The following is a 20,969-nucleotide window of genomic DNA, read 5'->3' as shown; positions in this document are numbered from 1 at the left end:
TTAACAACTCATCTTAAGGAAATCCGAGCTAACGAGGGGTTAATCAGAGTAACTTTATTCAACAATGGATTGATCTGACTGATTAGGCCCCGGTATTGTAAACGCCTTCTTCCCCGATTTTGAGGGAAAGAGGCCGTCATGTGGAAGCCGGATTCCAGTGAGGATTTCAAGCGATATGCGGTGCATCACATTGCATCTCGCGGGTATGCCGTTCGAGAGATGTCTGAGCGTTTGGGCGTCAGCAGCTATTCTTTGTACAGATGGATGAAGCTGTATGTGAAGGCCACGTCACAGGCGTCATCTGTGACCACGTGGCTGAGAACGCCAGGCTTAAACGTGGGTTGACGCGGATGATGGAGGAGCGTGACATCCTAAAATGCAGCCGCGTACTTCGCCAAGGATTCAAAATGAAATACGCGTTTGTGGCTGAGGCGGATGTCGCATGGATGTCAGATATCACCTACATCAAAACCTACGAAGGGTTCTTGTATCTGGCCGTCGTCATCGATCTTTACTCACGCCGTGTGATCGACTGGGCCACGCAATCACGGCGCCCAACCGACCTTGTTTTGCGGACGCTGCTCATGACCGTGTGGTGGCGTAAACCAAAGCGGTCCATCTTGTTTCACACTGATCAAGGTTCGCAGTATATCAGCCGGGATCGGGCGGCATTTCTGCGGGCTCAGGGCGTTGAACATTCGATGAGCAGGTGCGGAAATTGGCATGACAGTGCTGTCGTCAAGAGCTTCTTCAACCCATTCAAGCGCGAACGTGTCCACCGCCGGACTTAGAAACGCGGGAGCAGGCAAGACAGGACATCTTTGACGACATCGAGATGGTCTATAACCCCAAACACAAACATGCCAGAAACGGGATGCTGTCGCCCGTCGATTTTGAGAACAGGCAGCGCAATGTGAACCAAGAAGGTGTCGAAGAAACTAGGGGTTATTCACTACTTTCAAGTGCTACTTGAGCACCTTGCCTTGCCTGCCTGCTGGCCATCAAAAGCTCTTGTGCGCTCTTAATCGTCAATTCAGCTACCTCAGGACGAGCAATATTCACAGCATTCGGTATTTCTGACACAATTTCGACTTCGTCAGGCTGATAGTACAGTGGGGGCAAGGCCTGAAATGATCTTGAGAGCGCGGGCAATTCCATTTCTGACAGTCGGTCTGATATCGCGCGAATTTCTTTTTTGTCAAGATGCCTTGATGCGCGTTGCGAGCCGACCTGCAATGCAAACTTAGCGATCTTTGAGTTATTCTCTTCCTTCACTAAACGGCTCGCCGCGAACGATAGTATTTCGGAAGTGTGTGTTTCCAGCGAACTATCAAGCGCCACCCTTACGGCATCGGAGTAGTTTCCTCGATTTACGGAGTCTTTCGCTAGGAGCATGGCAATTTCCAGCGCAATACTGTCGCCTTTCTGCTGCACAACAAATGAGCTGGCAACCTGTCGCATCGTTGCGTCCAGAGGTGTGTTTCGGTCAATCTGTTGCTTTAAAAACGCGGAGATTGCTTCAGGCGTACTAGCGTTTGTCCGGCTTATGATTTTTTTGAGCTCATCTAGTTCTAGCGATTCAAAGTCGCTAATGCTCGGTTGGGAATTGGAAATACTTGATACCTTCTGCGCAATTGAATTTCGTATAACGCTTGCGCCAGCCGTATGGCCTTCTGATTGTAGTCTTGAAATAAGTTTTGGGCCCAAAACTGACTTTAGGTGCTGTGGAAGGCGATCAAAACTCTCAGTGATCTTCTTTGTTTGTGTTTCGGTTATCATTTCACGAGAAGTACTAAGTACCGCTGCCCATACGGATTGGGTTCCGATACACTCATTTTGCGGAAGGTCATAGGTCGCTTTCCCAGTTCCGGGGTTGTCCAACAGGCGACCTAGGATGCGTAGGAACTCCACTTGATGCCCTGTGCGGCCAAAAATCTCAAATACCGCGTTTGCCTCGGCGCCCATTGCAAAATACAAGTATAATTTAGCCAGTTGAATGACACCGTCTTCGTCAAGAGTATCAAATTCGCCGACTAGGCTTTGGCGGAGTGCTCCAATTTGCTGTGAGTATGGTTCTTCGGTTCCCCAGTTTTCGATATCGCCAAAGTTATCTGGTGGGCATATGGAATAAGGCGGTAATTCGTCTTGGCGAGTTTTCGCTGCGCGTTGAGTGGCGGAGGTGGTTCGAATGCGAAGTGTATCTGCAATTTGGGAGTGATCGCTAGTTGTTTTTTTCTTAGGCGCGCGTGGCTCAGCTGGAAGCAGGACGCCCTGTGTTTCAGCGTGAGCAATGCTCTCTGAAAGCTTTCTTGTAAACACGGAGAGAATTTCGTCATTCTTACTTTGAAGGATCAATTCTTCCCTCTCGGGCCACCTCTTCAGAGTTGTGTTCTGTGAGAAAGTGAGGGAATCAACTTCGGGCTTGTCTCGCACGTCCACCATTATTCCATCGCGCTTAACGGGTTTGACGACTACGTCGCAATTGCAGTCCAGGGAAAGAGTGATTCCGCTTAAGTCGCTCGAGACACTGGTAACTCGATTTCTAGGAATCATTGAAAAGACTCTTGATGTGTCAAACCCCGAATTCCATCCCTCAATAGCGATTGAGACAAGTTGCTCTTGGCGTCGCATGGACCATGATTGAGACTTTCCAGTATATAGAACCAGCCTTGAAAAATCGTCATGCTCACCTGACTTTATGACTGCAGGCTCTGAATGGGCGGCACCCGTTGAAAGTGCTGCAATAAACAGTACAAAAAATTTCAAGCGGCGTCCTTTCGACTGCCCTTTAGAGCAAGCTCTAATTCTGAATATGTTGGACGCATTGAACTTGGAGTATTCTGACGCCCAACCTCGATGCACATGTTCACTGGATGTTGGTGTAGGTTTGCAACAAGAACTTCACGAATGAGAGATTGAAAATGCGCTTCATCTTCGATCACACTTTTGATCTTGGCAGCGAATGGACCAACGAATCCGTACGCCAGAAAGACACCAAGAAAGGTCCCAACTAACGCACCACCAATTAGTTTGCCCAAAATTTCGGGAGGCTGGTCAATTGAACCCATGGTTTTGATGACTCCCAAAACCGCTGCAACAATTCCCAGCGCTGGAAGGCCGTCCGCGACAGTTTGCATCGCGTGACTTGAATGCATTGCATGATGATCATTTCCCTCGATGCGCTTGTCGAGAACCTCTTCAACCTGATGTGGATCATCGTAGTTCATCCCGCCTGCGCGCAAGGTGTCACAGATTAAATTAACAGTTTCGGTATCAGTTGCGATTCTTGGATATTCGGAGAATATTGATGACTCGGAGGGCGTCTCGATATGCGGCTCTAGCTCAACAGGGCTTCGTCTGGATACGCGCAAAAGTTCCGATAGAAGGCAGAGTAGATCTTGGTAATCTTGCTTTTTCCACTTAGGACCTTTGAAGACCTTTCCAACGTCTTTGATGGTGTGTTTCACGCCAGAGAAATCATTACTAATCAAAAATGCTCCGATAGCGGCACCGCCAATCATGGTAAGCTCAAAGGGAAGAGATTTAAGAATAATGCCCATCTTGCCACCGGCGGCAAGATAGCCACCGAATACCATTACGAACACCACTACAACGCCAACTATTCCAACCATCTTCTTTGTCGATACTCCGTTTTTCCAAACTACTAACGCTTCGGTGCGTTAGCGTTTCGCCCCGCTAAAATTACGCTCACAGCGTAGGCTTTTTCGGAACTTAGGCCCGCCATAATTCCCGCGGCAGATGTAGGACTCATTTTGGCGAGGAAGCCAGCGGCAAATTCCGCGCTCATTTTCTCGAACAGGGGCGCAGAATCCTTGGCCTTCATCGATTCGTAGACCTCGGTAAGACGCATTAAGTCTTTTTCGGATGCCCCGCTTACGTTGTGAATCGTCTCGGCTAGTTTGGCTTCAGCAGCTTCCAGCCGTTCCAAATTCAAAAGAATGTCGGCTTCAGATTTTTCCAAAGCGGCTCGTCTCTCTGCCTGTTCTGCTTCTTGAAGAGACAGCTCTTTAGCACGTGTCTTCAGCATCTCCAAAAGCTTTTCGGTCTCGGCGTCAGTCGCACACCCAGAAATTTCTCCGATCTTGTCTTTGGAAGATTCTGGCGGGCTTGATGCCACAGCAATCCCTACAGATCCCAGCTTTAGGCTGCCCGACACAAGTAGCATCATTACAACCACCAAAAGAATATATTTTGGCGACTTGGCTTTGTGTTTTGTATTCATCAAGATACTTTCCGCGCGGCATTTCTAATGAAAACATTGACTTCGCTGCGTGAGTTTTCCACCTCTTCTTCGAATCGCTCGTCAGCGACTCTTTCGAGATCAGTGACGTCCTGAAGGGCCGCGATCATGAACTCCAAACGGTCAGCTACGCTCGTCGCTGTATCCGTCTTCTCTTGAAGTTCGCTAGCAGCATCTCCTGCAGTTTCACGAGCTAGTGAGAGTATTCTCGTCATCTCATCGACCTGTCTGGAAAGTACCGCAATCGCGGACCCGAGTTCTTGGTCCAAACCTCGCAGCTTCGACAGTTTGCGTGAGAGAACGAAACAGTAGATCGCAGCTGCAATTGCGCCAAAGCCCAGTAAAATGTCTGCTAGAAAATCCATCTTGTTCCTTACGAGAATACGAATTCAGTAATCAAAAGATCTCGGACATGGCCTGTGCCCGTAACGATTTGTATGCGGCGCAGCATTTGTGCGCGCAGTCTTATCAACGACGCTGGATTTTCTAACTCGGCGAGATCTACCGCACGTAAGTATCCGTTCAGAACGTCTAGAATGCGCGGCATGAGCATCGCGACGTCCTCTGTTCTTTCCGGTGCTACTTCCACTTCTGCCCGAAATCGTAGCTGCCGCGATCCTGCTGGTCCGACGGTTACTACAATGGGCGGAATAGGTACAAAGCTGATGGCTGGAAGTTGCTCTGTATGTTCTCCGGGGGCCGCAACATCGTGTTCGCTTTCCGCTGAAAACAACATGCCGGAGTTGACGGTGAAAAATGCACCGCCTGCGCCAATCAGCGCGAGCACAAGTCCGACAATCAATCCCAGTTTACCCTTTTTGGCAGGTTCGACTGTTGTCTGTATATCTGTTTTATCAGGCATTTGATTCTCTCGAGGTTTTTTCAGCTATAGCGACTAATCGACTAACCGATTGTTAAGGCGAAGCACTTTAAGTGTTGGCTAGCGGGTCAGAATGACTCGCCAGTTGAAAGGTCGAGCAGTGCAACAATTCCAGGAACTTTGGGGCGCATTGGATGCAAGAAAGCGCGTTGTAGTCGTCGGCTCGACACTACTAGTGATGATCGGTGTTCTGTTTTTGACGCGGATGGCTGCGACTCCAAATATGAGCCTGCTCTACAGTGGTTTGGCACCCAACGCCGCTGGTGAAATCATCGCGCAGCTGGAAGCCAAGGATGTACCGTTTGAAGTGAAAGGCGGTGCAATATTTGTGCCTGAAGCTAGTCGCGACCAATTACGCCTGACACTTGCTGGCGAGGGATTGCCCGCGAATAGCGGCGATGGATACGAACTGCTAGATAAGCTTAGCGGATTTGGTACAACCTCCCAGATGTTCGATGCCGCGTACCTTCGTGCAAAGGAGGGAGAGCTTGCGCGGACGATCGTTGCGAATCCCCAAATTAGTGCTGCGAGAGTACACATCGCCGAATCTTCGCAAAGTCCGTTTCGACGTACGTTGCGGCCTACAGCATCAGTTTCCTTGCGTGGCGATGGTGGCAGCATTTCAAATGCCAGTGCAGACGCGATCCGTTTTTTGGTTGCGTCGGCAGTATCCGGACTTCGGCCCGAGGATGTCTCTATCATTAATGCTGATCTGGGTGCAGTGATGGCACAATCGGGCGAGGATACGCCTTCCAGAACTGCGCTCGAGCACGGCGAGAGACTGAAGCAGAATGTTGAACGCTTGGTTCTAGCTCGTACCGGCAGCGGAGGAGCGGTGGTTGAGGTCAACGTCGAAACTCTGACCGATGCGGAACGGATCACCGAACGCAAAGTTGATCCTGATAGTCGTGTCGCGATCAGCACAAATACCCAAGAGACCTCTAGTTCCTCCCGCAATCAAGGAGGAGGAAACGTGACGGTCGCCAGCAATCTACCGGAAGGGGAGGGGCAGGGGACAAGTGAGCGGTCGGATCAGAATTCTGACACGCGGGAAATCGTAAACTACGAGGTGTCCGAGACCACCCGTGAGGTGCATCGCGTCGCAGGATCGATCAAACGGGTTACTGCGGCCGTGCTGGTGGATGGAACGCGAAGGGTTGATGAAACAGGGGCAGAGATATGGGAGCCGCGCGACGAGAAGGAGCTTGCGGCACTTGAGGAGCTCGTTAAGTCCGCGATTGGTTACGATGAGGCGCGCGGGGACTCCGTTACCCTTCGCTCGATGGATTTGGCGCCGGCTGCCACCCTGGTTGAGACACCGGAGAATGGGTGGGTCTCGTCCCGCCCTCTCGATGTGGTCGGTCTCACGAAGATTGGTGTGGCCGCAGTGGTTGTACTTGCACTTGGCATTTTTGTGCTTCGCCCAATTCTTGTTGCGGCAAAAACCGGTAATGCTGAGCTTAATGAGTTGCCTCCAACTGATTTGTTGGCGGCCCCGAAGCCGGTCCCAGCATTAGAAGATAGGTCAGCTGCTGAGCGTGCACAGCGCAATGATCTTGCAATATCGGAGCAGGCTTCACGACCATCAGGCGGTGCCCTAACTGCGCCCGAGCAGATTAGTGATCCCGTTGAAAGGTTGAAATCTCTTATCGACGAACGGCAAGAGGAAACCGTCGAGGTGCTGAAAAGCTGGATTGAAGCGCCAGAGGCGAGTGCTCAATGACAAAAGCAACGGTTTTTGAAGATTTCTCGAGTGATGCCGAGAGCCCACATGTTACCACCAAGGTCGTGCAAGCCGATCCGCAACAATTACGCGGGTCTTTTGATGAGGGCTACAAGTGTGGCTGGCAAGATGCGTCTGATGCCGCCGACGACCAGGATCGCGATGTGAGAGAAGCTTTGTCGTCCGCGTTGCAGGCCCTCAACTTTACCTATTTCGAGGCGCGTCAACACATTATGCAGTCTGTGCGACCGATTCTAGAAGCTATGACAGATGCCGTTCTACCCGAACTGCTGGCCAGAAGCCTGGGCGGCAGGGTTGTGGAAATATTGAACGATCTGGCCGATGCAACCATGCCGCCAATCACCGTGGCATGTGCGCCCGAATGCGAAGCCATGCTGCGAGAGCTCGTGACGGAAACCGTAAAGTTTCCAATTGAGGTGAAGGTCGAGCCAACTTTGTCACCCGCGCAAGCTGTTTTGCAGCTTAAAGGCGGAGAGGTCCGTATTGATCTCGATGCCACAATCGAAGCGGTCCGCGAATGCATCGATACATTTTTTGAAACATCTAAGGCGAGGGGCCCCGTGCATGCCTGATCAAAAAAATCCAAAAGACGAGTTGTTACAGGGCGTGAGTGTTGATCTCCGTGTATGTGTCGGCTCGGCGTCTCCCACGATAAAAGAGCTGATGGAATTGACGCCGAATTCAATCTTGCCGCTCAGCACCAGAATTGATGACCCCGTTGAACTCTACATAGGTGATAAGTTGATCGCCAAGGGGTTCCTGGAGTCTTCGGCTGATAGTGAATACGGTGCCTTGGCGGTTCGACTCACTGCAATAGGCGATCCTACTGCTGACCTTTCATGACTACGCTACCACGGTATTACATTGGTTTTGCAGCACTCTTATTGGCGCTGATGACTATGCCGCTTCCGGCGTTCTCTCAGGATCTGTCAATTTCTTTGGGCGATGATACGTCTTTGAGTGCACGTGCCATGCAGTTGATTGCGCTGATGACGGTGCTGAGTTTGGCCCCCGGGATCGCAATCATGATTACCTGCTTCCCGTTTGTGGTCACCGTCCTATCCATTTTGCGGCAGGCAATCGGTCTGCAATCAGCGCCGCCAAACATGCTGATCGTCAGCCTGGCCTTATTTCTCACGTATTTCGTGATGGACCCAGTGTTCACCGCAAGTTGGGAAGTCGGTCTCAAGCCGCTCAGCGACGGGGTGCTTACAATCGAAGAGGCTATTCCCAAAGCGCTGGAGCCATTTAGGGGCTTCATGGCAGCCAGACTTGATCTGGACACCTTTCAAATTCTTGCGGAACTCAGACCCGATCAGGCAGGTGATGGCGCACCAAACGAGGCTTCGCTTTCGCTCTTGATCCCGTCTTTCATGCTTAGCGAAATCGAGCGTGCATTTCAAATCGGGTTTCTAGTGTTCCTACCCTTCCTGATAATCGACCTAGTGGTGGCCGCAGTACTTATGTCCATGGGTATGATGATGGTGCCCCCGGCTATTGTTTCGTTGCCGTTCAAGCTCGCGTTTTTCGTCGTCGCCGATGGCTGGAGTCTTATTTCCAGCGCCCTCGTTAGGAGTTACATGTAAATGCAAGACCCCGTTCTTTCCTCATCAGTCGCAACGAGTGATGCACCTTCACCGACATCGGATCAGGTCAACAAAGCGCGAATGCTAGTCTCGATGCTGGGGGCGGATTTTGCGAAGAGTTCCAAGCACCCGTTCTTCAAAGACCTGGCGCGAAAAGCCGTGTGCCCAGTGGAGCGCACCCCAGCCTCACAAGATATGAGCAAGGCTCTGGCAAATCTCGTCAGCCAACTCGCCAAACCACAAACGCATCGCAGCACTGCGCGAAAAATCTCGGTGCCTGCTCCGGCAAATGCAGGCACTCCGACCCAATCAAGAGCCGAGCAGTCAGATGAAATCATGGCGCAACACCCTGCTTTGATCGCAAAACATCTGGTTAAGCTCACGACTCCGCAGCAGCTTGATGCGCTACGAAAACTGCGCGGTCAAACCGCGCGTCAGGTCGCGGCGTACTTGGCAGAACTGAAAAAGTAACGTCAGTCCCTGTCTGTTTGCCATGGTGCATCCTGCTCAAGCCGTGCGAAAAGCAGTTATGCCAGAGCGTGTCGAGACAGAAATTCTTATCGTAGGGGGTGGCCCGGCCGGACTTGCGGTTTCGTCACGTCTGCCGGATTTCGTCTCGTCAGTTTTGGTTCACCAAGATCGCAAGATCGGGCGGCCTGTTAGGACATCCGGTGGATGCTGGCGAAGCGACATGGACAGGCTAGGCATTCCGGCGGAGCTTGCTCATACTGTCACACACGCAGACATTTATTCCGACAACGAGCATCATAGTCTTGATCTGTCATCTAACCCCGTCGCCGTGCTGGATGTCACAGGGGTATATCGTTGGCTGGCATGTGGCACACGAAGCGACCTACGTTGTGGCACCAAATTTCTCTCTACAGTTAGAAATGACCGTGGCTTCGTGTCGCGCGTTCGAGCTGGCCAGCAAGAATATGAAATCGCGTCACGCAAGATTGTCGACGCGTCGGGGTGGCACTGTGCCGTCTTGCGAAGTCTGAAACTCTGCGAGCCAGTTGACAGGACCGGCATCGGGATCGAGTATGAGTTCCCAGCCTCGGATCATGACCCTGAGAGAGCGGTGCTCTTCTTTGGCTCGGCCACCCCAACCGGCTATGGGTGGGCCTTTCCCACCACAAGCGCTGCGCTGCGTCTTGGCGTCGGAGTTATCAAACCTGAGTCGGAGCAATCCCCGAAGGACCTGATGGTTCGCTTGCTGGAAAGTGGTGCGCTGGAACGGATGGGGCTCCCTGAGCCGAGCAATTATCACCTGAATTCGGGTATCTTGCCGTCAATTCCTTTCGAAAGCTCTCTCTTGTTTGACGGCGTGATCCGCGTCGGTGACAGCGCCAACATGGCGACGCCGACATTGGGCGAGGGTATTCGCATTTGTATCGAGCAGGGCCGGGCCTTGGGGGAGGCGCTGGGAAAGAACACACCCGCAGCCCTCTTATCGTGGGAGCGATCAGTACGTCGGCGGCTGGCGCTTCAATACAGGATTGGGTTCGCGGCAAACCAACGGGCCGCATCTTACGCACCCAGCGACTGGGACAGATCCGTGGCACGCATGAAGACGCTTCCACCTGAAGAGCTTATTCGCTTTTTCAGGAATGAGTTTAGTGGCGGTATGATCGCACGACGTGGGGCTCAAGCACTTAGGCGTCGGTTGCGCGCCGCGGTCAGCCGGTCCTAGCCGATGTGTTTTTCGCCTCGTTTCTCGGCTAGACGGATTTGCTTCTGACGTTCGCGAAAGCGCGCGCGATCGGCTTCGGTGGTTTCGTGCAGGCAATGGTGGCAACTGACACCCGCCTCGTACTCATCGCGGTGCAAGTCGTCGGGCTGCAGGGGCCGCCGACACGCGTAGCAGAGATGCAAGTTGCCTTCTTTAAGCGCATGCCCGACCGATACGCGACCGTCGAAAACGAAACACTCCCCGTTCCAGGTGCTGTCAGCCTCTGGAACCTCTTCCAGATATTTCAGGATGCCGCCTTTCAGGTGATAGACTTCCTCCACGCCCTGACCCAAAAGGTAGTTCGTTGATTTTTCGCACCTGATGCCACCGGTGCAAAACATCGCAACTCGCTTGTTGTGAAAGCGGTCTTTATTGGCTTCCCACCACGCCGGAAATTCACCGAAGCTCTTGGTTTTGGGGTCGACAGCACCTTCAAAAGTGCCAATTGCGACTTCGTAATCGTTGCGGGTGTCAATCACCGCAACGTCGTCCGACTGTATCAGCGCGTTCCAGTCGGAGGGCTTGACGTAGTGACCGGTACCCGCCAACGGATCGACGTCCGGTTGACCCATCGTCACGATTTCGCGCTTTAGGCGGACCTTCATGCGGTTGAACGGCATGTCGGACGCTGTGGATTCCTTATGCTCAAGATCCGAGCAACCGGGGACAGCCCGCAAATGCGCAAGCAATGCGTCAATCCCCGCGCGCGTTCCGGCGACGGTCCCGTTTATCCCCTCTTTCGCAACCAGCAAGGTCCCGCGTAGGCCTTCTCGCTCGCATAGCGAGATTATGGCGGGGCGCAGTCCGTTCGGATCATCGAAACGGGTGAAGTGATAGAGTGCGGCAACGGTAAACATGGCCACGCTTTACGACTGTCGCCAAACAGGATCAAGTGCGGGCAGTTGACGCAACGTGGGCTTGCCCCTAGCAAGTTCAGGCACATCATCGGAAGGACGAGACATGCGAGCGGCCGACGAAGCCTTGATTGTAATTGACGTCCAGAATGACTTCTGCCCGGGCGGCGCGCTAGCCGTTACTGGCGGGGATGAAATCATCAACCCTATCAATGATTTGATGGAAGAGTTCCGTGTGGTCATTCTGACGCAGGACTGGCATCCGGCGGGCCATTCCTCATTTGCGTCCTCACATGACGGGGCGGCGCCATTCTCCATCACCCAGATGCCTTATGGGCCACAAGTTCTATGGCCTGACCATTGTGTCCAAGGCAGCCAAGGTGCTGCGTTTCACGCTGCGCTGAAAACCGACCCTGCTCAGGTCGTCATTCGCAAAGGCTTCAACCCGTTGGTGGACAGTTATTCCGGCTTTTTCGAGAACGACCATGCGACACCAACCGGGCTTGAAGGCTACCTGCGCACCCGCGGCGTGTCGAAATTGACCATTGTTGGCCTTGCCCTCGACTATTGCGTTAACTTCACGGCTGTAGATGGCGCAAAGCTTGGCTTCGAGGTGACGGTAGAAACGGCCCTGTGCCGTGCAATTGATCTTGATGGGTCGCGGAACGCCGCTTTGACCGGGATGGAAAAGGCGGGGGTCAGGCTCAATGGTTGATATTGCGACGCGGGTTTACAACCACAAATGGAAGATCGACCCGATCGTGCGGTCACTGATCGACACGGACTTCTATAAATTGCTGATGTGCCAGTCGGTGTTCCGCAACAAGCCGGACACCAACGTGACCTTCTCGCTGATCAATCGCACCAAAGACATCCGGCTGGCCGAATTGGTGGACGAAGGCGAGTTGCGCGAACAACTCGATCACATCCGCTCGCTGTCTCTATCGCGCGGCGAGAGTACCTTTCTGCGCGGCAACACCTTTTACGGCAAGCGTCAGATGTTTCGCCCGGACTTTATGGAGTGGTTCGAGAACTTTAAAATGCCTGCCTATCACCTCGAAAAGCGTGACGGCCAGTATGAGCTGACATTCGAGGGCAAGTGGCCAGAGGTCATGCTTTGGGAAATACCGGCTTTGGCGGTCTTGATGGAGTTGAGATCGCGAGCCGTATTGAAGAGCATGGGCCGGTTCGAGCTTCAGGTGCTCTACGCGCGGGCGATGACGCGGCTTTGGGAAAAGGTCGAGAAGTTGCAGGGCGTTGAAGACTTGCGCCTCGCAGATTTCGGCACGCGGCGGCGTCATAGCTTCATGTGGCAGGACTGGTGCGTTCAGGCCATGCAGGAAGGATTGGGCGACAAATTCGTCGGCACCTCCAACTGTTTGATTGCCATGCGTCGTGAGGTAGAGGCGATCGGCACGAATGCGCACGAATTGCCGATGGTTTATTCCGCCTTGGCTGAAAGCGACGAGGCTCTACGACAGGCGCCCTACGATGTTCTGGCTGACTGGCATGATGAACACGAAGGCAACCTGCGCATCATCCTGCCGGATACTTACGGCACGGAAGGTTTCCTTGCGGGGGCACCGGATTGGCTGGCGGGCTGGACGGGCATCCGCATCGACAGCGGTGATCCGGCGGAAGGTGCCGAGCGGGCCATTCGCTGGTGGAAATCGCGTGGTGAAGACCCGAAGAACAAGCTTATCATTTTCTCGGACGGGTTGGATGTCGACAAGATCGTGGAGCTTCAGAAGCAATTCCGAGGGCGCGTACGTGTTTCATTCGGGTGGGGCACCTTGCTGACCAATGACTTCCGCGGGCTTGTGCCGGACAATGGCCTCGCGCCATTTTCTCTGGTGTGCAAGGCCGTTTCGGCGAACGATCGTCCGACGGTCAAACTGTCTGATAACCCGCGCAAAGCCATGGGGCCAGCTTCGGAGCTTGAACGCTACAAGCGCGTGTTTGGCGTGGGCGATCAGGAAGAGATGGCGGTGGTCGTCTGAAGGTAGGTGGTCGCGCAGCGCAATGCGCGTTCCGCGTAGGCACGGTGGCTGGGGTGGTCGGGTGCGGCTCTTGCGATAGTCCAGCCACATGACGCCATACCGCGCAGCATGATGAACAGTGGCATGCCTTCTGCCAGATCGGGCTGTGGTCCCAGAACGGCCTCGTACCCGCTCAGCATGGCGTCACTGAGTTGGTCAAGATAGGGCAGTTCGGCATGCTGGATCAGCGCCGTCCCCAAGTCATAGCCGTGATATCCAAAGCCGCCGTCATCGAAATCAATCAGCCACAGACCGTCTTTATCTTGCATGATATTCTCTTGCAGAAGATCTGCGTGGATAAGCGACAGGGGCAAGTTTCGCCGCTCTAGATCCTCGCGCGCCGCGTCCCTGACTTGAAGCAGCAGTCGGGCCTCATCAGGGTCAAGCGCGGGGTTCTCCCAGAAGCGCCCCCAATGGGGGTCCTCGCCCAGCAAGCCGTCAAGATCCCACATCGGGCGTTCAAGCCCCGCGCAATCAATTCGCGCCGTTGCTTGGTGAAGTTGAGCGATCAGCGCCCCGACCTGACGATACTGGGCGCAGTGTGCTTCGACGGAGCCATCGAACAGCACCCCGTTTTCGCCGATCGGGGTGGCGTTGATCCAGCCCACGCAAGTAGCAATCTGGCCATCCGGCAATTTCGCAATCCACCCGCCATCTTGCGTCTTTATTGGTTCGGGGCAGGCAAAACCCTCTGCCCGCAACTTGTCCGTCCAGACAAGCTCTGCCTCTATCGCTGCGGGCGTCTGATACCCCATCCGATGCAGACGTAGTGCTGCATGTTGACCGGACTTCAGCATGACCTCGAACACTGCGTTCTCTCGGTTGCGGATCATGCGCGCGGGCGCGTCCAAGCCGCCCCAACTCTCGGCGGCAAGTTTCGCTTTTTTCGCCGCCACCTCATTCAACATGCGGAACTTCCCGAAGTGCCTGCTCCAGCAAGTCAATCGCAAGGTCGGCATGTTCCGTGCCGAACGGCATGGGCGGGCGCATCTTCAGGGTGTTCATATCCCGTCCGATCCGGTTCATCAGCACGCCGTTCCGGCGCATGAATTCGACCAACTGTGCCGCGAAGTCCGTTGCCGGTTTTCCGTCAGGTCGAACGAATTCGACGCCGAAGAACAATCCCGACCCGCGCGCCTCTGCTTTCCACGGATGTTCAAGGCGTCTCAGCCGGTCCAGCGCGTATGCGCCGACCGCGCGCGCGTTTTCCTGTAGTCCGTCAGATTCAATAACGTCCAACGTCGCCATTGCGGCGGCGCAACTGACCGGATTGCCACCAAAGGTGTTGAAATAGCCAAACGCGGTGCGGAAGGCCGACATGATATCGGGCCGCGCGATGACCGCTGCCGCAGGATGGCCGTTCGCCATCGGCTTGCCGATTGTAACAACGTCCGGCGCGATGCCGAGCCAGTCATGGCCCCAGAACGTGTCGCCGATCCTACCGAAGCCGGGCTGCACCTCGTCACAGAGCATCAGCCCGCCCGCGCGGCGGACCACTTCGGCCGTGGGGTCGAGAAAGCCGGGTTTAATGGCAGGAATGCCTTCGTTGGCGAAAACCGGGCAGAACATGAAGCCCGAAAAGCCACAGCCCTCCGCCTCCAGCTCGGCGATGGCGTTTGCGACGTTGTCGGCAAAAGCTTGAGCCTGCCCGTCGAGGGAGCCACCGACAGGACGAACCGTATCGGGCGCGGGAACCAGTCTGACGTTGCGTGGATAACCCCCGATGGGCGGGCGGCGCGTCGATAGTTGTGAGGTTGCCAGCGTATTGCCGTGATAGGTGTTGTCCGTGGCGATGATCCCGGTTTTCCCCGTGACCGCCTGCGCCATGCGCAGGGCGATGTCATTGGCCTCGGACCCTGTGCAGACCATGATCAACTGGCTTAGGTCGTGAGAAAGCGTCGCGGTCAGACGCTCGGTGTAGTCGAGGATGCCCTCGTGCAAATACCGCGTATGCGTGTTCAGGGTGGACGCCTGCCGCGTGATTGCCTCCACCACATGCGGATGACAGTGACCGACATGTGGCACGTTGTTGTAGCAATCCAGATATTTGCGCCCGTCGGCATCCCAAAGCCACACACCTTCGCCACGTACCAGATGCACCGGCTCGTCGTAGAAAATGGGCACGTTGGGGCCGAGCAAACGCTCGCGCCGCGCCAGTAGGTCAGTCGTCATCGTCTACCTTTCCTCGCAGGGATTTAATTTGGCCACGCTGTTTCTTGGCCGCAATCCGGCGGCGTTGAGAGCCCAATGTGGGGCGAGTCTTGATCCGTCGTTTCGGAGTTTCAAGCGCCTTCAATATCAAATCGCGCAGACGCTCCTCGGCAATGGCGCGGTTGCGCGCCTGAGAGCGGGTGTCCTGCACGAACACAATCAATGCCCCCTCGGTCGTCCAGCGACGTCCGGCAAGCCGTTTCAGTCTGGTTTTTACATGGGCGGGCAGGTTCGGGGACCGCGCCGCTTCGAACCGCAACTCGACCGCTGTGGCGACCTTGTTGACGTTTTGACCGCCCGGTCCTTGAGCGCGGGTAAAGCTCTCGGTCAGTTCCCAGTCTTCTATGGTGATGGAGTCATTCACACGGATCATGCGGCTTTGATACCGTATGATCCGCGTGTTGAATATGCCGGATTAAGGCTTCCCTTTGCCGCGCTTTGGGGTGGCACCTGCGCCCTTGCTCACACGTGGCTTCACCTTGCCGCCCGGAGGTGTGAAACGCTTGGAGGTGTCGTTGGCACTGGCGGCCGGGCGTTTGCCGGTGGGTTTGCCGCCATCGGATTTGTTGAACGGCTTCTTACCACCGGGCTTTTTGTCAAATTTAGGTTTGTCACCTTCGGCCTTGCGGAACGGCTTTTTTCCATCGCTTTTCTTGTCGAAAGCGGGTTTGTCGCCGCGTGGCTTCTTATCGTATGGTTTCTTTTCGCCCTTTTTGTCGTAGGGTTTTTTCTCATACGGCTTCTTCTCACCCGTCACGCGCGGCTTGTGTTCAGTCACGGCACCTTCCGGGCGCGCATCGCTGATGCTTTTGCCGGACTTCGGCTGCTCGGTTGTCGCAGGCCGCGGAGGCGTATCGTAGTCCCCGCGATGGGGTTTCTTCTCATAGGGCTTCTTGTCGAACGACTTCTTCTCGTAGGGTTTCTTCCCCCCTTGAGGCCGTGGCATCGCATTGAAATCCGGCGCTTTATCAAGACGGGTGACGATTGCCCCTTCTTCCAGCTTCATGCCATCGCCAAGAGCTTTCAGAAAGCCATCGACGCTGGTTTTCAGGATTTCGACAAAGCTGGCGTTCTGCTGGATACGGATAGCGCCAATGTCGTCCTTGGTCAGGTCACCCGCGCGGCACATGGCGGGCAGCAGCCAGCGCGGCTCGGCGTTGTCCTTGCGACCGACAGAGATCGAGAACCAGACACTTTCGCCAAATGCTGGGCGTTCTTTCGGCGCGTCGGAGCCTGACGGCGCCAGATCTTCCGGCGCGGACTGGCGCTCCCGGAAGAGGCGCGTGTAGGCTGTGGCGATCTGCTCGGGCGAGAAGCGCTCGACTAGTTTCGTGACCAGCTCGGCCTCACTTTTCGTCGCGGTTTCGGACCACACGGGGTTGGCGAACAAGCGTTCTTCGTCACGCGCGTTTACATCATCTGCGGACGGCGCTTCGCCCCATTCGGCCTTGACCTTGGCGCCCTGCAACAGGCGTTCGGCCTTGCGCCGCATCTTGGCTGGTACGATCAACGCACTCACGCCTTTGCGGCCAGCGCGTCCGGTTCTGCCAGAACGGTGTAGCAGGGTCTCATGGTTGTTCGGCAACTCTGCGTGGATCACCAACTCCAAATTGGGCAAGTCGATGCCACGGGCCGCAACGTCCGTTGCCACGCAAACTCGCGCACGACCGTCGCGCATGGATTGCAGCGCGTGTGTGCGCTCGTTCTGGCTCAGCTCGCCGGACAAGGCCACGACCGAAAAGCCGCGGTTCGAAAAGCGCGTGGTCAGCCGGTTCACCATGGCGCGGGTGTTGCAGAACACGATCGCGGTGGGCGCCTCGTAGTAGCGCAGCACGTTGATCAGGCTGTTCTCTGCATCGCGCGGGGCTACGGTCAAGGCGCGGTATTCAATGTCGGCGTGCTGGGTATTTTCAGCCTTGGTGGAGACGCGAACAGCGTCCTTCTGGTAACTCTTCGCCAGCTTGGCAATCGAAGCCGGAACCGTGGCCGAAAACATCAAGGTGCGGCGGGTGTCAGGGGCCTCGGACAGGATGAACTCAAGATCTTCGCGGAAGCCCAGGTCCAGCATCTCATCGGCCTCGTCCAGCACGACGGCACGGGTTTCGCTCAGGTCGATGGAGCTGCGTTGGATGTGGTCGCGCAAACGGCCCGGCGTCGCTACGACGATATGTGCGCCCCGATCAAGCGCACGGCGCTCGTCACGCATGTCCATGCCACCCACGCAGGACGCAACAACGGCCCCAGCTTTCGCATAGAGCCAGGACAGCTCGCGTTTGACCTGCAAGGCCAGTTCGCGGGTCGGTGCGATAATCAAGGCCAACGGCGCTGCGGCGCGGTCGAATTTTTGCTCACCGCCCAGCAAAGTGGGCGCGATAGCGAGGCCGAACGCCACGGTTTTGCCGGACCCTGTCTGGGCCGAGACCAACAGGTCAGCATCGCCAAGCTCGGAAGCGGTTACGGCAGTTTGAACAGGTGTCAGGTCGGTATAGCCGCGCTCTGTAAGCGCGTCTTGAATGGTATCAATCACGGGTCACGTCTTTCTGGTCAGGGCAAAAAGGGAAACAGCGGCCACCCCTGTCGGCCACCAAAAAGCGGCCCGTGCCCCGAGCGCGCACCGCAAGCTGCGCCGTCTACGCCTGATCGCGGCGGAAGTATAGAGCCTGCTTGGAAAAACGACGTTTTGACGCAATAGAGACCGATCCTGCAAGCCGTGAAAAAGCCGTGATATGTGGGTGATTTGTGCGTCTGAGCAGTGCCAATTTTGCGAAAAATCTCAACAAATCTCTATTTTTTCAATAATGGAGCCGACTTAGCTCATTTTTGGAAATGAGGGTCTTTCATGGTAAAATTACCCAGCGTCAAAGGTGACGCATTTTACCGATACCCAATTCTAATCAACATTCAGGAGACGTCACATGTGCGATAAATGTGGACCAATGCTCGACTCCGACGAAACCGGAGAAGGCTATATTTTTGGCCAGAATTTCGACTACAAACCAGTGAAATACGCCATCGTCGAGGACGAAGACCCGGACACGGGTCAAACCCAGAAGCTGGCGATTTTCGAAGGCTGCATCGTGCTTGGCACGGCGGAAGAGGTGGCGGCGAACGCTGCCGAAGTGCGGCAGGCGGCGGATGCTGACCCGGAAGACCCCGATGTGTCCCATGGGGTCGGAATTACCGGTCGCAGGTATCGCTGGCCGCAAGGGATCGTGCCGTATGTAATTCATCCGAGCCTTCCCAACCAGAGCCGCGTCCAGCAAGCGATTGCGCACTGGCAATCCAAAACCAAAATCCGCTTCGTGCGCCGCACCAGCGCCAACGCGTCGCGCTATCCCGACTACGTGAATTTCCGCGTCGCAAGCGGCTGCTGGAGCTATGTGGGTCGGCGTGGCGGAAAGCAGGATATCGGCCTTGCGGGCGGTTGCGGACTTGGCGCGACCATCCACGAGATCGGCCATGCCGTGGGCCTGTGGCACGAGCAAAGCCGCGAAGACCGCAACAGCCATGTGCGTATCAACTATGCCAATATCCAGCCCGGGCGTGAGCATAATTTTAACCAACATATCACCGACGGCGATGATTATGGACGCTACGACTACGGCTCCATCATGCACTATGGGGCGACCGCGTTCTCGCGCAACGGGCAGCCGACCATCGTGCCGTTGCAGGCGGGTGCCACGATCGGCCAGCGCAGCGGTTTGTCGGCAGGTGACGTGGCGGCGGTGCGGGCGATGTATCCCAATCTGGAACCGTCGCGTTCCTGGCTCGGCACGCAGTTCACCGGACGGCTTGCAGGCAATCAGGAACGGACCTGGTTCACACATAGCTGGCCTGCGCATTGGCATGTAGACTGGAGCGTGGTGCCGACGTCACCGATGAACGGCGACATCGAGTTCAAGACCCATGTGCAGTTGCAAACTGACAGCACGCGCAACTTCGGCTCTTTGTTGAAATACTTCATCACGGTCAAGAACCGCACTGGAACGCCAGTTGATATCGAAGCGCGGTATCACGTGCTTGGATGGGTGAGGTAAGGGTCATGGCTGCGAAAAAGACCACAGCTAAACCCCGCAAGAAGGCTGCTGCAAAGCCTGCCGAGGCCGAGTTTGCCGACGCCGTGGACAGCGGCGGTCCGGGCAGCGTGCCTGAGCCGGAAACCGAAGAGGAGGATCACGCACCAGGTGATGCCGATACCTCGTCAGAACCGGACGAAGGCAGCTCCGGCGTGGATACCGGCGGGCCACCCGACATGCCTGATCTGGATTTGCCAGAGCCAGCGACCGAAGAGGAGCAGAGCGTTGCGGTAGCTGGCGAAGCGGTCGAAGGCGGGGCTGCGCCGGACTTCACGCCGGAGGACTATGCCGAACTGGACGAGGAGGAGGCTCCGGTGCCGGATGCGCCGTCCGATGCCGAGGACGGCGGGTCCGCTCCAGCCATCGAGCCGGAAGGCTTTGTGGAGGACGAGGCGGAACTTGCCTGAAAAAAGCGCTGATCCCTGTTGCGGGGGTCAGCGCGGCTGTTTGGAAATCACCCTGACAAGGTCATAGCGAAGGCTGGATGCGCCGGGGGGCGGGTTCGGGTCGGAGGTTATCTCGACCTCCACCTCGGCCTCTACGCCGGGTTCATGGGTGAAGCCGTGGATGGTGTCGGACAGGTATTCCCAGTCGCCGCCATCACGTTTGACCTGCATCATCGGCTCGACCGAGATGTTGGGGTCTACGACCAGATCGGGTGCAATGGTGAGCTTCGTTTTTTCCATAACTGACAGTAGCACATCTGCGGTTTTGTGACTAGCGACGCTTAAAAGAAAGGGCGCCCACAGCAGGGGCGCCCTTTCCGAGATCTGATGGAGGTGGGTCAGATGGTGTGACCCGATACCTCGGTGTGGGTTAGGGGGCTGCCCCTAGACACGCACCTCCGTACCTTGCCTGACACCTCGCTCCAATATCACTCTAGACATGGACACCTCCTTTCTCTGGTTGCTGTTACCTTGGAGGGTGCCACATCTTGTGTTCAAAGCAAGAGTTTTTTACGCAGACCGATGCGAAAGTTTCGTGACGATCATGCGGAAGGGGATCAGCGCGAGCAGGGCTACGGCCAGTTTCACCGACCAGTCGGCGATGGCAAGCGAGACCCAGAGCGGCAGGGCTTGGCCTTGTCCGAGTAGCGGCACGCTCTCCCAAGCCCATGAAATTGCTGCGTCATTTCCCGCGCCAAAGAGCGTGATGGACGCCGAGAATGCGATGGTGAAAAACAGCGCGGTGTCCACGATGGAGCCGATGAGGGTCGAGGCCAGCGGGGCTTTCCACCAAGCGCCCTGACGCAGACGGTCGAAGATGGACACATCTAATAGTTGTGCAGTCAAAAACGCGATGGCGGAGGCCACGGCGATGCGAAGGGGCACGGCGGGGCCGTATTCCAGCATGATTTGCGAGCCGATGAGGGAGCAGGCGATACCCACGAAAAAGCCAGCAAAAACAACATGCCGTGCGGCTTTTGGGCCGTAGACGCGGTTCATCACATCGGTCACCAGAAAGGCGATCGGGTAGGTGAATGCGCCCCATGTCAGCCAGTTGCCGAACAGGAATTGCACAAGGATGTTGGAGGCGACCACGACGGTGGCCATGGCAAGGATGCCGGGGAGGAGACGTGTCATAAT

The 20,969-nt window shown here is 55.7% G+C and carries 22 protein-coding genes and 1 pseudogene; 11 read left to right on the top strand and 12 right to left on the bottom strand.

Annotation, left to right across the window (positions count from 1 at the left end; translation table 11 throughout):
- The first annotated feature begins 138 nt into the window (after positions 1-138).
- Positions 139-973, top strand: a pseudogene (locus THALAR_RS18180) (IS3 family transposase).
- Here the strand turns inward: THALAR_RS18180 and THALAR_RS14770 are convergent.
- Genes THALAR_RS14770 through THALAR_RS14750 form a run of 5 tightly spaced genes read right to left on the bottom strand, consistent with a single transcriptional unit; the run spans position 946 to position 5,123 of the window.
- Complete coding sequence (locus THALAR_RS14770; RefSeq protein ID WP_021102396.1) at positions 946-2,766, bottom strand: hypothetical protein; 1,821 nt, start codon at positions 2,764-2,766, stop codon at positions 946-948. The pseudogene THALAR_RS18180 and the gene THALAR_RS14770 overlap by 28 nt on opposite strands.
- The gene (gene motA / locus THALAR_RS14765; RefSeq protein ID WP_040818932.1) at positions 2,763-3,632 is read right to left on the bottom strand and encodes a flagellar motor stator protein MotA; all 870 of its coding nucleotides are present in this window, start codon (positions 3,630-3,632) and stop codon (positions 2,763-2,765) included. Before motA ends, THALAR_RS14770 begins: the two co-directional genes overlap by 4 nt.
- Before the next feature lie 32 nt (positions 3,633-3,664).
- Positions 3,665-4,246, bottom strand: coding sequence for a MotE family protein (locus THALAR_RS14760; protein ID WP_154666813.1), 582 nt, complete (start codon positions 4,244-4,246; stop codon positions 3,665-3,667).
- The gene (locus tag THALAR_RS14755) at positions 4,243-4,626 is read right to left on the bottom strand and encodes a DUF6468 domain-containing protein (protein ID WP_051153775.1); all 384 of its coding nucleotides are present in this window, start codon (positions 4,624-4,626) and stop codon (positions 4,243-4,245) included. Before THALAR_RS14755 ends, THALAR_RS14760 begins: the two co-directional genes overlap by 4 nt.
- 8 nt (positions 4,627-4,634) lie before the next feature.
- Positions 4,635-5,123, bottom strand: coding sequence for a flagellar basal body-associated FliL family protein (locus THALAR_RS14750; protein ID WP_040818929.1), 489 nt, complete (start codon positions 5,121-5,123; stop codon positions 4,635-4,637).
- A 91-nt stretch (positions 5,124-5,214) separates the two neighbouring features.
- On the opposite strand from THALAR_RS14750, the gene fliF reads away from it, so the two are divergent.
- The 6 genes from fliF to THALAR_RS14720 are packed head-to-tail and all read left to right on the top strand — an operon-like array spanning position 5,215 to position 10,164.
- Entirely contained in the window at positions 5,215-6,864 is a 1,650-nt protein-coding gene (gene fliF, locus THALAR_RS14745) for a flagellar basal-body MS-ring/collar protein FliF (RefSeq protein WP_021102393.1), read from the top strand.
- A complete protein-coding gene (locus tag THALAR_RS14740; RefSeq protein WP_021102392.1) occupies positions 6,861-7,457 on the top strand; it encodes a hypothetical protein in 597 nt (198 codons plus the stop codon). The genes fliF and THALAR_RS14740 overlap by 4 nt, the downstream gene beginning before the upstream one ends.
- Positions 7,450-7,728: a FliM/FliN family flagellar motor switch protein gene (locus tag THALAR_RS14735; protein WP_040818925.1), complete on the top strand. Its 279-nt coding sequence runs from the start codon at positions 7,450-7,452 to the stop codon at positions 7,726-7,728. Before THALAR_RS14740 ends, THALAR_RS14735 begins: the two co-directional genes overlap by 8 nt.
- Complete coding sequence (fliP, locus tag THALAR_RS14730) at positions 7,725-8,471, top strand: flagellar type III secretion system pore protein FliP (protein WP_040818922.1); 747 nt, start codon at positions 7,725-7,727, stop codon at positions 8,469-8,471. Before THALAR_RS14735 ends, fliP begins: the two co-directional genes overlap by 4 nt.
- Positions 8,472-8,942: a hypothetical protein gene (locus THALAR_RS14725; RefSeq protein ID WP_154666812.1), complete on the top strand. Its 471-nt coding sequence runs from the start codon at positions 8,472-8,474 to the stop codon at positions 8,940-8,942. It abuts the gene before it with no gap.
- A gap of 22 nt (positions 8,943-8,964) precedes the next feature.
- On the top strand, positions 8,965-10,164 hold the full coding sequence (locus THALAR_RS14720; protein ID WP_154666811.1) for an NAD(P)/FAD-dependent oxidoreductase: 1,200 nt from the start codon (positions 8,965-8,967) through the stop codon (positions 10,162-10,164).
- Here THALAR_RS14720 and trhO read toward each other — a convergent pair.
- Complete coding sequence (trhO, locus tag THALAR_RS14715; protein WP_021102388.1) at positions 10,161-11,060, bottom strand: oxygen-dependent tRNA uridine(34) hydroxylase TrhO; 900 nt, start codon at positions 11,058-11,060, stop codon at positions 10,161-10,163. The two genes, THALAR_RS14720 and trhO, sit on opposite strands and share 4 nt — an antisense overlap.
- Positions 11,061-11,163: 103 nt before the next feature.
- Between trhO and pncA the strand changes: the two genes are divergently transcribed.
- Positions 11,164-11,772 carry a bifunctional nicotinamidase/pyrazinamidase gene (pncA, locus tag THALAR_RS14710; RefSeq protein WP_021102387.1) on the top strand — a complete coding sequence of 203 codons (609 nt, stop codon included), beginning with the start codon at positions 11,164-11,166 and terminating at the stop codon, positions 11,770-11,772.
- Positions 11,765-13,057 carry a nicotinate phosphoribosyltransferase gene (gene pncB, locus THALAR_RS14705; RefSeq protein WP_021102386.1) on the top strand — a complete coding sequence of 431 codons (1,293 nt, stop codon included), beginning with the start codon at positions 11,765-11,767 and terminating at the stop codon, positions 13,055-13,057. Before pncA ends, pncB begins: the two co-directional genes overlap by 8 nt.
- Here pncB and THALAR_RS14700 read toward each other — a convergent pair.
- Genes THALAR_RS14700 through THALAR_RS14685 form a run of 4 tightly spaced genes read right to left on the bottom strand, consistent with a single transcriptional unit; the run spans position 13,030 to position 17,834 of the window.
- Positions 13,030-14,004, bottom strand: a complete 975-nt coding sequence (locus THALAR_RS14700; RefSeq protein WP_021102385.1) for a phosphotransferase enzyme family protein — start codon at positions 14,002-14,004, stop codon at positions 13,030-13,032. The two genes, pncB and THALAR_RS14700, sit on opposite strands and share 28 nt — an antisense overlap.
- Positions 13,994-15,268 (bottom strand): aspartate aminotransferase family protein, encoded by a 1,275-nt coding sequence (locus THALAR_RS14695; RefSeq protein WP_021102384.1) that lies wholly within the window; start codon positions 15,266-15,268, stop codon positions 13,994-13,996. Before THALAR_RS14695 ends, THALAR_RS14700 begins: the two co-directional genes overlap by 11 nt.
- Positions 15,258-15,680, bottom strand: coding sequence for an alternative ribosome rescue aminoacyl-tRNA hydrolase ArfB (gene arfB / locus THALAR_RS14690; protein ID WP_021102383.1), 423 nt, complete (start codon positions 15,678-15,680; stop codon positions 15,258-15,260). The genes THALAR_RS14695 and arfB overlap by 11 nt, the downstream gene beginning before the upstream one ends.
- 42 nt (positions 15,681-15,722) lie before the next feature.
- Complete coding sequence (locus THALAR_RS14685; protein WP_021102382.1) at positions 15,723-17,834, bottom strand: DEAD/DEAH box helicase; 2,112 nt, start codon at positions 17,832-17,834, stop codon at positions 15,723-15,725.
- Between the two features lie 388 nt (positions 17,835-18,222).
- Here THALAR_RS14685 and legP point away from each other — a divergent pair, with 388 nt between their 5' ends.
- Together legP and THALAR_RS14675 are read left to right on the top strand one after the other, a co-directional pair.
- Positions 18,223-19,344 (top strand): Dot/Icm T4SS effector Zinc-dependent metalloprotease LegP, encoded by a 1,122-nt coding sequence (gene legP, locus THALAR_RS14680; protein WP_083483492.1) that lies wholly within the window; start codon positions 18,223-18,225, stop codon positions 19,342-19,344.
- 5 nt (positions 19,345-19,349) lie between these two features.
- Positions 19,350-19,790, top strand: coding sequence for a hypothetical protein (locus tag THALAR_RS14675; RefSeq protein ID WP_021102379.1), 441 nt, complete (start codon positions 19,350-19,352; stop codon positions 19,788-19,790).
- Positions 19,791-19,817: 27 nt separating this feature from the next.
- Here THALAR_RS14675 and THALAR_RS14670 read toward each other — a convergent pair whose 3' ends face one another.
- A complete protein-coding gene (locus THALAR_RS14670) occupies positions 19,818-20,069 on the bottom strand; it encodes a DUF4377 domain-containing protein (protein WP_021102378.1) in 252 nt (83 codons plus the stop codon).
- Between the two features lie 270 nt (positions 20,070-20,339).
- Complete coding sequence (locus THALAR_RS14665) at positions 20,340-20,966, bottom strand: queuosine precursor transporter (protein WP_021102377.1); 627 nt, start codon at positions 20,964-20,966, stop codon at positions 20,340-20,342.
- Positions 20,967-20,969 lie beyond the last annotated feature (3 nt).

It is taken from the genome of Litoreibacter arenae DSM 19593 (genome assembly GCF_000442275.2).
Taxonomy (GTDB): Bacteria; Pseudomonadota; Alphaproteobacteria; order Rhodobacterales; family Rhodobacteraceae; genus Litoreibacter; species Litoreibacter arenae.
This window is presented reverse-complemented; position numbering and strand designations above follow the sequence as displayed.

Coding starts and splice junctions, on each gene's coding strand:
- motA (WP_040818932.1), bottom strand. CDS start 3,632: ATGGTTGGAATAGTTGGCGTTGTAGTGGTGTTCGTAATGGTATTCGGT.
- THALAR_RS14755 (WP_051153775.1), bottom strand. CDS start 4,626: ATGGATTTTCTAGCAGACATTTTACTGGGCTTTGGCGCAATTGCAGCT.
- THALAR_RS14750 (WP_040818929.1), bottom strand. CDS start 5,123: ATGCCTGATAAAACAGATATACAGACAACAGTCGAACCTGCCAAAAAG.
- fliF (WP_021102393.1), top strand. CDS start 5,215: ATGACTCGCCAGTTGAAAGGTCGAGCAGTGCAACAATTCCAGGAACTT.
- THALAR_RS14740 (WP_021102392.1), top strand. CDS start 6,861: ATGACAAAAGCAACGGTTTTTGAAGATTTCTCGAGTGATGCCGAGAGC.
- THALAR_RS14735 (WP_040818925.1), top strand. CDS start 7,450: ATGCCTGATCAAAAAAATCCAAAAGACGAGTTGTTACAGGGCGTGAGT.
- fliP (WP_040818922.1), top strand. CDS start 7,725: ATGACTACGCTACCACGGTATTACATTGGTTTTGCAGCACTCTTATTG.
- THALAR_RS14725 (WP_154666812.1), top strand. CDS start 8,472: ATGCAAGACCCCGTTCTTTCCTCATCAGTCGCAACGAGTGATGCACCT.
- THALAR_RS14720 (WP_154666811.1), top strand. CDS start 8,965: ATGGTGCATCCTGCTCAAGCCGTGCGAAAAGCAGTTATGCCAGAGCGT.
- trhO (WP_021102388.1), bottom strand. CDS start 11,060: ATGTTTACCGTTGCCGCACTCTATCACTTCACCCGTTTCGATGATCCG.
- pncA (WP_021102387.1), top strand. CDS start 11,164: ATGCGAGCGGCCGACGAAGCCTTGATTGTAATTGACGTCCAGAATGAC.
- pncB (WP_021102386.1), top strand. CDS start 11,765: ATGGTTGATATTGCGACGCGGGTTTACAACCACAAATGGAAGATCGAC.
- THALAR_RS14700 (WP_021102385.1), bottom strand. CDS start 14,004: ATGTTGAATGAGGTGGCGGCGAAAAAAGCGAAACTTGCCGCCGAGAGT.
- THALAR_RS14695 (WP_021102384.1), bottom strand. CDS start 15,268: ATGACGACTGACCTACTGGCGCGGCGCGAGCGTTTGCTCGGCCCCAAC.
- arfB (WP_021102383.1), bottom strand. CDS start 15,680: ATGATCCGTGTGAATGACTCCATCACCATAGAAGACTGGGAACTGACC.
- legP (WP_083483492.1), top strand. CDS start 18,223: ATGTGCGATAAATGTGGACCAATGCTCGACTCCGACGAAACCGGAGAA.
- THALAR_RS14675 (WP_021102379.1), top strand. CDS start 19,350: ATGGCTGCGAAAAAGACCACAGCTAAACCCCGCAAGAAGGCTGCTGCA.
- THALAR_RS14670 (WP_021102378.1), bottom strand. CDS start 20,069: ATGGAAAAAACGAAGCTCACCATTGCACCCGATCTGGTCGTAGACCCC.
- THALAR_RS14665 (WP_021102377.1), bottom strand. CDS start 20,966: ATGACACGTCTCCTCCCCGGCATCCTTGCCATGGCCACCGTCGTGGTC.